Here is a 12,808-nt window from a genome sequence, read left to right as displayed (position 1 = left end):
CTTGTTGCAAGTAATTCTATACCAATGATTTACGTTTGGAGCAGGTCGCGAATCGCTACTTCGTCGGCTTAAAAGGTGGCATCGCGAGTAGCGGGTAGTTGTTACGAACGAGCGTGCCTGTAATAGGCTCGCGGCGCCAGATAGTGGCCGCTACCGGGCGAAGCTCAAACTCATCGATAACCACCTTGCGGCCTTGCACCCACACCCGGAGCCGTTGGCCGGGCTTCCGAACCTGTAGCCGCGCGGTAAGCCGCACCCAATCGCCGAGAATATCGGTGCTGTATTTGGTGTCCACGACGCTGCTATCTGCCACAGCACCAGCCGCTTCGAGCAGGCTCATGTGCAGCGCCGGTAGCTTTTCGGTGCGCACATAGGCCCAAACGGAGGCTTCGTATAGCCCCGGTTGGGTTATGGGTTGGTTGGCTAGCAACAACCCACCGCGCCGCACAGCTTGTGCCCCGGTACCCAGCAAGGGCGCAACATTGTTAGGGAAAGCCAAAGCTGCGTCCGGCGCATCGAAGCTGCGGTGCATTACTTGCGGGGCCGGCTCCGAAGCCCAATAGCCTGAGTAAGCCACCAACGAAGCTTGTTGTTGCTGAAAATCAGCCAGATACTTCTCCCGTGCTTCCAGCTGCGCAAGTGGTAACTCCGCCAGCCATACCGCCGAATCGCGGTAAAGAATACGCGCGCGCGCCAGCAAGGCATTTTCGGCCGAATCGCGCGGCGCATTGGCCGCAACTACCAGCAGAAAAGGCCGGCGGTCGGGCAGGCGGGCGAGCAGCTGCTTGTCGATGGCCGGGTGACTGAGCAGCTGCTGTATGGCTTGTGCCTGATACAAAGGCGTGCGCGAAAGCATAGTAGCCGCAATGGGCAAGCCCGTTTCCAGCGACGCCCGCATGCTTTCGTACGAGCTGGAGTCGCTGTGAAAAATGGAGAATACTTCGCTGCCTAAAGCATAATACGGTATGGGTATAATTGATTGATAATCAATAGATTGTGAATTGTTTTCAGCTAAGTGCTTCGGATAGGCCAGCGAGCCAGCGGCCGCGGCAGGCAACATCCGCCCCGCGCCACGCTGCGGGTGTTGGATCTTGTACGCCTTGTGCCCGGCGCTAAACAGTCCTTCCGCAGCCCAGAGCAGCAAGCCAGTCGTCAGCAACGCGAGGCCCCATTTGGGCTGCTGCCGCAGCCGCAGCCAGCGGGAAGCCTGATACAGCGCGTAAGCCGCATACACCGAATAGATATAGTAAAATATCCAGGCGAAGCGCCCCAGCGAACGGAACTGGCGGATGGGTCCCAAGTAAGGCACAAGTCCTTCGAGGCCCCACCGAAATGGCCAAGCCATTGAAAATAAGAGGATTAGCAATGCGGCCCACAAACTCACGCGCAGCACGGGGGGCAATGCTGGTCGCTGCAACCGGCGCCACTGGCGGCGCACCAGCCGAAAGCCCACTCGCACGAGCGTAGCGAGGGCGATGAATGTTCCGGTCAGGCCCACGTAGGCTTGGCCTTCCCAAGTAGGGTCGGGGGTATGAAAGATGCTTTTCCACCACCCGCGGATTGGCTCTTCTACCGGAAAAAACACGCTCCACACCGAACTGCTGTAGGCAAAGAAGCCGTAGGGGTTGCTGGGGCGGTCGGTGGCGTGCGGGTCGGAGAGGGCCAGCGCCACCTGAAACAGCGCCATCGGCACCGCTACCGTGATCAGCACCGGCAGCCAGAAGCGCAGCGTCCGCCGCCAGTTCCAGCCGTCAGGTAGCTGCCACCACGTTACGGCACAATAAGCCAGCAACAACAGCGCGCTGATGGGAAAATAATACGGGTGCAAACACCCAAAAAAGAGCGTTGCCAAAGCATACACCGCGTACCAACGTCCCTTCTGCCCGGCTTCCGTAGCGCGCACTACCAAGTACCACAACGTCGGAATAACGCAGGCATAGGAGAGGGCATAATGGCCCAACAGTCGCTCCATTTGGGGCGCCAAGAGCACGATGAGCACCGTAACCGTGGCTGCGTACCAAGCCGGCAGCCGACAGCGACGCAACAAAGCCAGCAGCGGTGGCGCACTCAGCAGTTGGGCCAGCAGCATCGTTGTGTTGAACACTGCTACCACATTTACCGCTACGCCGTGCCGTTGCAGAGCCGCCAGCACCCAAGCCAGCAGCGGTTGGTTGTCGGTGTACACGACGTGCTCCCCGAAAGGGTAATTCATGCCCGTAAACCACCAGCCCGCGTCGTGGTGCACATACCACAAAGCCGTGTAATAGTTTTTGATGCCGTCTTCGATGGGGCTGAACAGAAACTGCCCCGGATGCCAGAACACCGGCCCAAATAACACCGCGCCCAGTAGGACAAGCGTCAGTAATACAAGTACATGCCAAAGCCAGCCGGCCGGCCGAAAAGCAGTGCGCGCACTCACGTAAGTCGGGCCAAAAGGATTTTAAGGAAGCTGCCGCTTTCCGACACCAGAATCTTCGGGCTCATGCGCGAAAACACAACCCCCGGCTTTAGCCGCACCGGAATGGGGTTCACCCGCAGCTTGGCGGCAGGCCGGGAGGCCAGAAAAATAAACTCCAAATCAAAGAGGTAGCGATCGATCTGGCCGCGCAAGAATACTTCGCGGCCCCTGCGGTTGAAGCCCTTCAGTCCGCATTGCGTATCCGACACGGCCAAGCCCAGTAAAAACCGCGTGCTGCGCCGTAACATCTTGGAAATGAGTGTGCGGCCTCGCGGCACGTGCACATAATACGCCTCATCACGGGTACCTACGGCTACGTCGCAACTGTTGGTGCGCAGGGCTTCGTACACCCGCGCCACACTACTTTCTTCGTAGGGAAAGTCGATATCCGTAAACAGGCAGATGGTCTCCTGCACCTGCTCAACGCCCGTGCGCAGGGCATAGCCTTTGCCGTGGTTGACGGGGTAGTTGAGGTAGGTAAACTGCGGCAGCCGGAGTCGGAGCAACTCGAGGTCCGTAGCCGTTACGCTGGCCGTACCATCGTTGACGAGGTACAGATGCACCGCCGTAGCGGGCGGCAGCAACGGCTGCAAACGCGCCAAACTCTCCAATATGTTGGTCGCCCAACCCGCAGGCGGATTGTAGCACGGCAGCACTAAGGCCAGAGTGGAGGCAGGATCTGAATGGGAAGCGGACAAGGAAGTGTGTGTCAAACCGGGCGCAAATATCCGACAATTGTTTTAATGACTGAGCGCTCAGTTACAACCCGCGTGGGTAAAGGAATAACAGACGAGCTATTTTGTTTAGAACAAGATGTGTTTCTGTATAACTAATTGGTATATAATTATTTATAGCCTAATGCACACATTCTGTGGCTCGGTAAAGAAGCGCAGCGCTTCCAGCCCGCCTTCGCGCCCGACGCCGGAGTTTTTCATGCCGCCGAAAGGCGTACGCAGATCACGCAGCAACCACGTATTGACCCACACGATGCCCGAATGCAACTGGTGCGCCACGCGGTGCGCCCGATCCAGATCGCGCGTCCAGACGGTGGCGGACAGGCCGTAGTCGGTACCGTTGGCCCAGGCGATGGCCTCTGCTTCGGTGTCGAAGGGCGTGAGCGTCACCACGGGGCCGAAAATCTCTTCGCGGTTGGTGCGGCAATCGGGGGCAAGGCCTTCAAACACAGTCGGTTCGAGGAAATAACCGTCGGCGCAACGGCCAGCCAGTCGTACTTGGTGCCCACCGGCCAGCAGCGTGCCGCCTTCGGTTTGGGCTAACTCTATGTAAGACAACACTTTGTGCAGATGCGCTTCGCTCACCAACGCGCCTTGCCGCGTACTTTCTTCCAGCGGATCGCCGATTGTAAGAGCCTTGGTCTGCGCCAAGAATTCGGCCTTAAACGGTTCATAAATCGCGCGCTCGACGAAGATGCGCGAGCCGCAGAGGCAAATCTGGCCTTGGTTAGAAAAGCTGGATTGAATGCTCGTGCGAACTGCCGCGGCCAGATCGCAATCGGCAAAAATGAGGTTGGGGTTTTTGCCGCCCAACTCCAGCGACAGCTTCTTGAACATGGGCGCGGCCGTGCGGGCGATGTGCTCACCGGTGCGCGTGCCGCCCGTAAAGCTGATGGCCTTAATCGCGGGATGCTCAACAATGGCCTGCCCAGCGCGCGGCCCGGTGCCGTGCACAATGTTGAGCACGCCCGGCGGCAAGCCGGCTTCTTGGCAGAGTTCGCCCAAATAATAGGCCGTGGCCGGCGTGATCTCCGAAGGTTTGGCCACCACGCAGTTGCCCGCTGCCAAGGCCGGCGCAATCTTCCAGGTGAAAAGGTAAAGTGGTAGATTCCAGGGAGATATGCAGCCCACCACGCCCAACGGGTGCCGTACGGTGTAGTTGAGGGCGAGGCCTTCCTGGAAGTGCGATTCGGAGGCAAAATGCTGCGCCGCCGTCCCGAAAAACGCAAAGTTGCTGGCCGCTCGCGGAATGTCAAGGGTGCGGGCCGCCGCCAGCGGTTTGCCGTTGTCGATGCTCTCGATGCGGGCCAGGCGCTCTAAGTCGCGCTCCAATAGCTCGGCAATGCGCACCAAGAGGCGGCCCCGCTTTTCGGCGGCCAAAGCGCGCCACGCCGGAAAGGCGGCCTCGGCCGCCGCTACAGCCTGCTGCACGTCGGTAGCGTCGGAGTCGGGGATGCGGCCGTACACTTGGCCAGTCGCAGGCTCGATGTTATCGAAGTAGCTGCCCGACGCCGGCGGCACAAACTGGCCGTTGATGAAATTCTCGATTTGCAGCATAAAGCCAGGCGGAGAAATAGAATCGTATATCATTTTGCCTTTATATCTAATTGACTGTCAATTAGATATAAAGTCTATGTACGGTCTGAGTGCTGCGGCTGCTCGGCGGGAAGCGGAATGTTGGTATCGGAAATGATATACAGCGGCCGCTGGCGCACGTTGGCGCTAAGGCGGGCGATGTATTCGCCAATAATGCCCACGGCAATAAGCTGCACGCCACCCAAAAACAGGATGCTGACCATCAGGGAAGCCCAGCCGGGCTGGTAGTCGCCGGTAATGAAGCGCGAATACAACGTGTAGAGCATGACCAGAAACGCGATGCCCGACACTAGAAATCCGCTGATGGTGGCCACTTTCAGGGGCAGGTCGGAGAAGCCCGTGATGCCGTCCAGCGCCAACCGGATCATTTTGCGGTACGTGTAGCCGGTTTGGCCGCCGGCGCGTTCGGCGCGGTCGTATTCGATGTAGGTCTGGCGGTAGCCAATCCAGGAAATCTGGCCGCGGATGAACTTGTTTTGTTCCGGCATCATCTTCAGCGCATCGATCACTTTGCGCGAAATGATGCGGAAATCGCCCGTGTCAACCGGGATCGAAATGTTGGTGATGCTGGCCAGCAAGCGGTAAAACAGCTTGGCCGTGTACTTTTTGGCCGCGCTTTCGCCCTGCCGGGTGCGGCGCTTAGCGTACACCACTTCGAAGCCTTCCTGCAAGCGCTTGTAGAGCTGCGGAATGAGCTCGGGCGGGTCCTGCAAATCGGCGTCGATGATGACGGCCGCGTTGCCGGCCGCCAAGTCGAGGCCGGCCGTTACGGCAATCTGGTGCCCGAAATTGCGGCTGAAATCGATGTAACGCACGCGCTCGTCGCGGTCAGCTAGCAGCCGGATGAGCTTTAGGGACTGATCGCGCGAGCCGTCGTTGACGAACACAAACTCATAGGTCCGCCCCATGGGGTCGAGCACGCTGCGCAAGCGGTCGTAGAGAGCCGGAATGTTGGCTTCTTCATTGTAGATGGGAATGACAATGGAGATGTCGACGGGGGAGAGCACGGCGCGGCGGGAAAGAGTAGAAACGGAAGAAGCCGAAAGCAGCTTCAGCGAAGGCCTAAAAGTAAGTTTAAGGTAACAAAAGAAATTCCCGGCCTCACAATCGGGCAGCCGAAACGCGGCTGACAGGGCGCCGACCGAGGTTCTGTGCCCTGCGAAATTTGGCTAGTTTTACGGTGTATCCGCCCCCGTTTCACCTCTTAGTCGCGCCGTTTCGTGAAAACACCTCTGCGTTTGTTGCTGATTGCTCCGGCTTTTGCCGGACTGGCGGCGTGCTCCCAAGACGAGCCGCCTGCGACCATCGCAACAGATGCCAACCGCCTTGCTTTCAGTGACTTCGAGAATGTATTGGGCTGGGGCGACCTCAACACGTCAAACATCACCAACGAGCGGGCGCATTCGGGCAAATATTCCGTCAAAGTCGGCCCCGACAACGAATACGGCACGGGTTACTCCCGCGAATTGGGCCTGATGTCGCCGCACAAGCCCATCCAGCTTACCGTTTCGGCGTGGGTGTGGGTACCCGACCGCACCGCCACAGCCAGCCTCGTGGTCACGCTAAACCGGTCGGCTTCCGACGAAACCAAGGTGTTTTACAGCCGAATCGAGTTGCTTCAGGAAATAAAGCATTTTCAGGAATGGGAGCACATCAGCAAAACCTTCACCCTGCCCGACACCGTCGCTGTTACCAATCAGTTCAAGTTTTATCTCTGGCGCAACGGCAGCCCGCAAAACGTGTACGTCGATGACATGGAAATTCGGCGTGATCGGTAGATGAAACGCATTTCTACACAAGTAATTGATAATCAATTACTTGTGTAGAAATGCAAAATTTCTTTGCTTAGCCCTTAGCCCAGAAAGCCGTATTTCATGATGCAGTAAATGGCCCGGAAACCGTCGCGCCACCCGATCTTTTTGCCTTCAGCATAAGTACGACCATAGTAGCTGATACCGACTTCGTAGAGGCGAATGTTGGGCACCCGCGAGACTTTGGCCGTGACTTCGGGCTCGAAGCCGAAGCGCTTTTCCTCGAGTTGCAGGCCCTGAATGATGTCGCGGCGGAAGAGCTTGTAGCAGGTTTCCATGTCGGTCAGGTTCAGGTCGGTGAACATGTTGGACAGGAACGTGAGCAGGTTGTTGCCGATGCTGTGCCAGAAGAAGAGAATCCTGTGCGGCTTCCCACCCATAAAGCGCGAGCCATATACAACATCCGCAAAGCCTTTCAGAATGGGCTTGATGAGAATGTTGTACTCTTCCGGATCGTACTCTAAGTCAGCATCTTGTACAATCACGTAGTCGCCGGTAGCCTCCCGGATGCCCGTGTGCAGCGCGGCGCCTTTGCCCTGGTTGACGGTGTGCTGCAACAGCCGCAATCCCATGGCCGGGTGCGCCGCCGCATAAGCCGAAATTACCTCCGCCGAGTTGTCGCTGGAGCAGTCGTTGACTAGGATAATTTCCTTTTTTATGTGATTTGTCAGTTCCAATTCGCGTAGCAGATCCAGGATTTGGTGGATGGTGCGCGCTTCGTTATATACAGGAATGACGATCGAGAGTGTGTCGAACTTAACCAATATGCAAGAGCTTTAGGTGATAGCTAGATAAGAGGCGAGAGCATAAACATAAGAAATTTAATAATCAATACAACTTTCGTCCTATAAATTATTATAAATTACCTGTGCGCCCGCCATCAACGGGCACATTAATGCCGTTGATGTAGCCGGCCGCGGGCGACGCCAGAAAAACTACCGCCGCTGCTACTTCCTTGGATTCAGCAAATCGGCCGGCCGGGATCTGCTTTCGCATGCTGGCCTCAATCTGCTCGATGGACTGGCCGGTTTGTTCGGCTTTCTTCTCAATCAAAGAGGTGTGACGCTGCGTAACGGTGGCGCCCGGCAAGACGTTGTTGACGGTTATGCCATTGATTGCCAATTCATTAGCCAGGGTTTTGGCCCAGTTGCCCACGGCTCCCCGAATGGTATTGGATACGCCCAGGTTTGGCAGGGGCTGCTTCACGGACGTGCTAATCACGTTGACGATGCGCCCGTAGCCCCGTGCTTGCATGCTCGGCACCACGGCCTGCGCCAGCAGGTGATTGCACACTACATGCTGTTCAAACGCTGCCCGAAAAGCATCTACCGAAGCCTCTATAATGGGGCCGCCAGCCGGGCCGCCCGTGTTGTTTACCAAAATATGAAAGCCCTCGGGGTGCGCGGCCAGATAGCGGCTGAGCTGCTGCGCCAGCACATCAGGCGTCGAGAAATCGGCAATAATGTAGTCGTGGGTTTGGCCGTTTGGAGTCGGCAGTTCGGCGGCTGTTTGTTGCAGGTTGGCTTCGTTGCGCGCCAAGAGCGTAACGGTAGCTCCTGCCAGGGCCAGTTCTTCGGCTACGGCGCGCCCAATTCCTTGCGTACTACCGCCCACCAGGGCACGTTGTGAAACAAGATTCAGATCCATGTTTTTCTAATCAAGAATGAAAGTGAAAAATACCGGGCCCGCAAGAAAAGCAGGCCGCCGCGACATTGCTCGCATTTATTGTTTTAATTTCCGTCACCCGTCTAGCGCCGCCCCGTTACGTATTCCTCACTTTCAGCCCTCGTTCAGAAAATGGTAGCCCGCCCTTTCAATTTTCAAAAGTGGATCGACGAACACCGGCATTTGTTGAAGCCGCCCGTCGGCAATCAGCAGGTATTCAAAGACAATAAAGACTTCATCGTGATGGTTGTGGGCGGCCCCAATGCCCGCAAGGATTTCCACTACGACGAAGGCGAAGAACTGTTTTTGCAACTGGAAGGCGACATTGTGGTGCGCATCATCGAGGATGGCAAACCGGTTGACATCCCGGTGCGGGCCGGCGAAATGTTCCTGCTGCCAGCAGGCGTACCGCACTCGCCCCAACGCCCCGCCGGTACTGTGGGGCTGGTGCTCGAGCGCTACCGCGAGGCCGGCGAACTCGATGGGTTTCAGTGGTATTGCGAAAACTGCGGCCACAAGCTCTACGAAGAATTTGCCGAGATCACGGACATTGTGCAGCAGTTGCCGCCCATCATGAACCGCTTTTGGCAGTCGGAAGAAAAGCGCACTTGCCAGGACTGCGGCACCGTGATGCAGCCGCCCGTGCCCGCCAAGGCCGACTAAGGATTTCCTACGCACCTGCCACGTTCGCCTTTCGTGCTCAAAATCGACATCCATACTCACATCCTGCCCGAGCGCTGGCCCGATTTGCGCGAGCGCTACGGCTACGGCGGCTTCATCCGGCTCGAACACCACAAGCCCTGCTGCGCCCGCATGATGCAGGACGACAAGTTCTTCCGCGAGATCCAAGACAATTGCTGGGACCCCGCCGTGCGCCTGCGTGAATACGATGAATTTGGAGTGGATGTGCAAGTGCTTAGTACTGTGCCGGTTATGTTTAGCTACTGGGCCAAGCCGCACGATACGCTTGACCTGAGCCAACTGCTCAACGACCACATTGCCAGTGTAGTAGCCCGCTACCCCGACCGCTACGTGGGCTTGGGTACGTTGCCCATGCAAGCCCCCGACTTGGCAGTGCGCGAGTTGGAGCGCTGCGTGAAGGAACTGGGCTTGGCCGGCGTTCAAATCGGCTCGCACGTCAACGACTGGAACCTCGACGCCCCGCAACTTTTTGAGGTGTTTGAGGCGGCACAGGAGCTGAATGCGGCCGTGTTTATCCATCCTTGGGACATGATGGCCCAGCAAAAAATGCCGAAGTATTGGCTGCCGTGGCTGGTCGGGATGCCGGCTGAAAGCACGCTGGCGCTGTGTTCGCTGATTTTTGGCGGGGTGCTTGAGCGGCTGCCGCGCCTACGGGTGGCGGTGGCGCACGGCGGCGGCAGCTTCGCGGCCACTATCGGCCGCATAGAGCACGGCTTTCGGGTCCGGCCCGATCTGTGCGCAGTTGATAACCCCGTTAACCCGCGCGAATATTTGGGCCGGTTCTGGGTTGATTCGCTGGTACACGACCCGGCCATATTGGAGTACTTGGTGAAGACTTTGGGGTCTGATAAGATTGTGCTGGGCTCCGATTATCCGTTTCCGCTAGGCGAGCTTGAACCCGGCCAGCTCATCCGTTCCATGCCGTTTTCAGAAGAAATAAAGGCCCAAATGTTGGGTGCCAACGCGCTGAATTGGCTTGGGCTCAAGGCCGAGCACTTTGCGCGAACCTTCGCGTAAAAGAGTTGGGTGGGAGAGTAGCCAAAATCTTGGCAACGCGTTAGCAGGGAAGCAGGCTATCTTTGCTACCCATGACCTTCGAACCCACCCTCGACTTCGCCCGCCAACTCGATGCGCAAGACCCGCTGCGCGACTTCCGCAATCAGTTTTACATTCCGCCCGCGCCCCACGGCGGCGATAGTATCTATCTGTGTGGCAACTCGTTAGGCTTGCAGCCCCGCACTGCCCGCGCCGCCGCCGAACAGGAGTTTACGGCTTGGGAGCAAATGGCCGTCGAGGGCCACTTCAATGGCGACTCGCCCTGGATGCATTACCACGAAACCCTCGCCGATGCTACCGCCCGTGTGGTGGGCGCCCGGCCTCTGGAAGTAGTGGTGATGAACACGCTCACCGTGAACTTGCACTTGCTGCTGATATCCTTTTATCGGCCCACGGCTACGCGCTACAAGGTGCTGATGGAAGGCGGCGCTTTCCCTTCTGATCAATACGCGCTCGAATCGCAGGTGAAGCTGCACGGCTTCGCCCCCGATGAGGCCATTGTGGAGCTTCAGCCCCGCGAAGGCGAGTACACCTTGCGCACCGAAGACATCGAAGCCAAAATCAGGGAGTTGGGCGATTCGCTGGCCACGGTAATCATGGGCGGCATCAACTACTACACGGGCCAGGTCTACGACATGGCTGCCATCACGCGTGCCGGTCACGCTGTAGGTGCTACCGTCGGGTTTGATTTGGCCCATGCGGCCGGCAACATTCCGCTGCACCTGCACGACTGGGACGTGGATTATGCCTGCTGGTGTACCTACAAGTACCTCAATTCTGGCCCCGGCGGCACCTCGGGCGTATTCGTCCACGAGCGTTTTGCCTACCAGCCTGACCTGTTGCGCCTTGCCGGTTGGTGGGGCCACGACGCTTCCGAGCGCTTCAAAATGCGCAAGGGCTTCCGGCCGATGGTAGGGGCGGCTGGCTGGCAACTATCTAATGGTCAGATACTTCCGATGGCCGTTCACCGCGCCGCCCTCGATATTGTAGAAGCGGCGGGTGGTATGGAAGCGCTGCGGCGCAAAAGCGAATTGCTGACCGGCTACCTCGAGTTTCTAATCCAGCGCTTGGAGCTGCCTGCCTCCGTGCTCGAAATCATTACGCCCGCCGATCCGGCAGCGCGTGGGTGTCAGCTTTCGCTGTTGGTGCATCAAAATGGCCGCCGCGTGTTCGATGAGCTGAGCGAGGCCGGCGTGGTCGCCGACTGGCGCGAGCCCAACGTCATTCGGCTGGCGCCGGTGCCGCTCTACAATTCCTTCCAGGATGTGTACCGGGCGGCCGAGTTGCTGACCAAAGCATTTTTGGTTAAAGCCGATGATTTAAAAAACTAAAATCGTTGTTGTACCAAGAAGAAATCGGCTGGTTATCAGCCGATTTTGTTTGTTCTGCGTTCAACAAAGCAGCTAGAGTTTCCAGTTGCTTCGTGGGGCGCTTATTGCTAATTGTCAATTAATTGATTCCGATGGCCGAAGAGTATGCGGACAAAATGGCCCGCAAAACCGATGCTGAGCTTCAGCAGTACGTGCTTGGCCGTGCGCAATACCGCGACGATGCCGTACTGGCCGCGCTCGACGAACTCACCCGCCGGGGACATCCGCACCCCGACACGGCCCTGATTCGGCCGGAGCTGGAAGCCGTTGTGCGCGTGCAACTCGAAAAGGAAGCCGAACTCCAACGGCAGGCCGAACGCGTGGCGACCGAGCTGGAAGAGGGCGAGCCTCAGACGGGTCCGGCGCTGTATTCGCCCCTGACCATCACGCTGTTTTCGGTGATGTTCTCGATGCTGGCCGGTGGCGCGCTGCTGGGTATTAACCTGAAAGTGTTGCGCCAAACCGGGGCGCTGGTGCGCTTGGTCGTGTTTATGGTGCTTTACATCGTCGTTGGGGCGTTTGTGCTACAGCGCATGGGGCCAACGTCATGGTTTGCAGCCTTATTCAATCTGCCCGCCATCATTGCCTACAACTGGTGGTTTTGGCCGCGCTACATCCGCACCAGTACCTTCCAGAGCCGGGGCTGGCTGATTCCGTTTGCGGTCTGTGCGCTGGTTCAGGTGGGCATGTACATGCTGGCTGCACAGTATTTGGGCCGCATGATGGTTGCCAATGGCCTAAGCCATTAAAGGAAAGCTGCTTAGCTTTATTTTTTTTTGTAAATAATTGATAGTATGGCACTTACGTCCTTGGGATTGCCCAACGCTGAAGTGCTTTTCGACCCCGATTTTCTGCCGGCCACCGAAGCCGATGTTCTGTTGCAGGAGCTCACGGACACCATTCCGTGGCGGCAAGAAAGCTTGGTTTTGTACGGCAAACCCGTGTTGCAGCCCCGCCTCACGTCTTGGCACGGCGACGCGGCGGCGCGCTACCGGTATTCGGGTCTGTCGTTGGAGCCGCAACCCTGGACGCCGGCCTTGCAGCGCCTTCGCCACCAGGTAGAAGCCGCTGCGGGTACCGTTTTCAACAGTGTGCTGCTCAATCTTTACCGCGCCGGCCAAGATAGCATGGGCTGGCACGCCGACAACGAACCGGAACTGGGCCCGGAACCCGTGATTGCTTCGGTAAGCCTAGGAGCGGTGCGTCGCTTTCGCCTCAAGCCCCGCGACCCGCACCGCACGCCCCACGAACCCCTTTCGCTTGACCTGCCGTCGGGGAGCTTATTGCTTATGCAGGGCTCCACGCAGCAGCACTGGCTGCATGCCGTACCCAAAACCACGCGCCCCGTCGGTCCACGTCTCAACCTGACGTTTCGTGCAGTTATGCCTTTGTAATTCAAGGGATTATACGCAGGGA

Annotated in this window: 12 protein-coding genes; 6 read left to right on the top strand and 6 right to left on the bottom strand. The window is 57.9% G+C overall.

Annotated elements, in window-relative coordinates:
- Nucleotides 1-55: 55 nt before the first annotated feature.
- The 4 genes from H9I52_RS18165 to H9I52_RS18150 all read right to left on the bottom strand — a co-directional run bounded on the left by H9I52_RS18165 (nucleotide 56) and on the right by H9I52_RS18150 (nucleotide 5,795).
- Nucleotides 56-2,419, bottom strand: coding sequence for a hypothetical protein (locus tag H9I52_RS18165; protein WP_187455040.1), 2,364 nt, complete (start codon nucleotides 2,417-2,419; stop codon nucleotides 56-58).
- Nucleotides 2,416-3,171 carry a glycosyltransferase family 2 protein gene (locus H9I52_RS18160; RefSeq protein WP_187455039.1) on the bottom strand — a complete coding sequence of 252 codons (756 nt, stop codon included), beginning with the start codon at nucleotides 3,169-3,171 and terminating at the stop codon, nucleotides 2,416-2,418. The genes H9I52_RS18165 and H9I52_RS18160 overlap by 4 nt, the downstream gene beginning before the upstream one ends.
- 135 nt (nucleotides 3,172-3,306) lie before the next feature.
- The gene (locus tag H9I52_RS18155; RefSeq protein WP_187455038.1) at nucleotides 3,307-4,749 is read right to left on the bottom strand and encodes an aldehyde dehydrogenase; all 1,443 of its coding nucleotides are present in this window, start codon (nucleotides 4,747-4,749) and stop codon (nucleotides 3,307-3,309) included.
- Nucleotides 4,750-4,823: 74 nt separating this feature from the next.
- The gene (locus H9I52_RS18150; protein ID WP_187455037.1) at nucleotides 4,824-5,795 is read right to left on the bottom strand and encodes a glycosyltransferase family 2 protein; all 972 of its coding nucleotides are present in this window, start codon (nucleotides 5,793-5,795) and stop codon (nucleotides 4,824-4,826) included.
- A 213-nt stretch (nucleotides 5,796-6,008) separates the two neighbouring features.
- Between H9I52_RS18150 and H9I52_RS18145 the strand changes: the two genes are divergently transcribed.
- Nucleotides 6,009-6,566, top strand: coding sequence for a carbohydrate binding domain-containing protein (locus tag H9I52_RS18145; protein ID WP_187455036.1), 558 nt, complete (start codon nucleotides 6,009-6,011; stop codon nucleotides 6,564-6,566).
- A gap of 74 nt (nucleotides 6,567-6,640) precedes the next feature.
- On the opposite strand, the gene H9I52_RS18140 is transcribed toward H9I52_RS18145, so the two are convergent.
- Both H9I52_RS18140 and H9I52_RS18135 read right to left on the bottom strand, forming a co-directional pair.
- On the bottom strand, nucleotides 6,641-7,363 hold the full coding sequence (locus H9I52_RS18140; RefSeq protein ID WP_139515124.1) for a glycosyltransferase family 2 protein: 723 nt from the start codon (nucleotides 7,361-7,363) through the stop codon (nucleotides 6,641-6,643).
- Between the two features lie 91 nt (nucleotides 7,364-7,454).
- The gene (locus tag H9I52_RS18135; RefSeq protein WP_187455035.1) at nucleotides 7,455-8,246 is read right to left on the bottom strand and encodes an SDR family oxidoreductase; all 792 of its coding nucleotides are present in this window, start codon (nucleotides 8,244-8,246) and stop codon (nucleotides 7,455-7,457) included.
- Between the two features lie 150 nt (nucleotides 8,247-8,396).
- Here H9I52_RS18135 and H9I52_RS18130 point away from each other — a divergent pair, with 150 nt between their 5' ends.
- The 5 genes from H9I52_RS18130 to H9I52_RS18110 all read left to right on the top strand — a co-directional run bounded on the left by H9I52_RS18130 (nucleotide 8,397) and on the right by H9I52_RS18110 (nucleotide 12,786).
- Nucleotides 8,397-8,927 carry a 3-hydroxyanthranilate 3,4-dioxygenase gene (locus tag H9I52_RS18130; protein ID WP_187455034.1) on the top strand — a complete coding sequence of 177 codons (531 nt, stop codon included), beginning with the start codon at nucleotides 8,397-8,399 and terminating at the stop codon, nucleotides 8,925-8,927.
- A gap of 33 nt (nucleotides 8,928-8,960) precedes the next feature.
- A complete protein-coding gene (locus tag H9I52_RS18125) occupies nucleotides 8,961-9,983 on the top strand; it encodes an amidohydrolase family protein (RefSeq protein ID WP_187455033.1) in 1,023 nt (340 codons plus the stop codon).
- Nucleotides 9,984-10,054: 71 nt separating this feature from the next.
- Entirely contained in the window at nucleotides 10,055-11,353 is a 1,299-nt protein-coding gene (gene kynU / locus H9I52_RS18120; protein ID WP_187455032.1) for a kynureninase, read from the top strand.
- A 131-nt stretch (nucleotides 11,354-11,484) separates the two neighbouring features.
- Nucleotides 11,485-12,141, top strand: a complete 657-nt coding sequence (locus tag H9I52_RS18115) for a hypothetical protein (protein ID WP_187455031.1) — start codon at nucleotides 11,485-11,487, stop codon at nucleotides 12,139-12,141.
- 45 nt (nucleotides 12,142-12,186) lie between these two features.
- Nucleotides 12,187-12,786, top strand: a complete 600-nt coding sequence (locus H9I52_RS18110) for an alpha-ketoglutarate-dependent dioxygenase AlkB family protein (protein WP_187455030.1) — start codon at nucleotides 12,187-12,189, stop codon at nucleotides 12,784-12,786.
- Nucleotides 12,787-12,808 lie beyond the last annotated feature (22 nt).

The sequence above is a fragment of the Hymenobacter sp. BT491 genome (assembly GCF_014349165.1).
Classification (GTDB): domain Bacteria; phylum Bacteroidota; class Bacteroidia; order Cytophagales; family Hymenobacteraceae; genus Hymenobacter; species Hymenobacter jejuensis.
The sequence above is the reverse complement of the archived record's forward strand: the minus strand, read 5'-3'. Positions and strand labels throughout refer to the sequence as shown.

Excerpts from the sequence above, each read along its gene's own strand:
- H9I52_RS18110 (WP_187455030.1), top strand. The coding sequence starts at position 12,187 with ATGGCACTTACGTCCTTGGGATTGCCCAACGCTGAAGTGCTTTTCGAC.
- H9I52_RS18115 (WP_187455031.1), top strand. The coding sequence starts at position 11,485 with ATGGCCGAAGAGTATGCGGACAAAATGGCCCGCAAAACCGATGCTGAG.
- H9I52_RS18130 (WP_187455034.1), top strand. The coding sequence starts at position 8,397 with ATGGTAGCCCGCCCTTTCAATTTTCAAAAGTGGATCGACGAACACCGG.
- H9I52_RS18155 (WP_187455038.1), bottom strand. The coding sequence starts at position 4,749 with ATGCTGCAAATCGAGAATTTCATCAACGGCCAGTTTGTGCCGCCGGCG.
- kynU (WP_187455032.1), top strand. The coding sequence starts at position 10,055 with ATGACCTTCGAACCCACCCTCGACTTCGCCCGCCAACTCGATGCGCAA.
- H9I52_RS18135 (WP_187455035.1), bottom strand. The coding sequence starts at position 8,246 with ATGGATCTGAATCTTGTTTCACAACGTGCCCTGGTGGGCGGTAGTACG.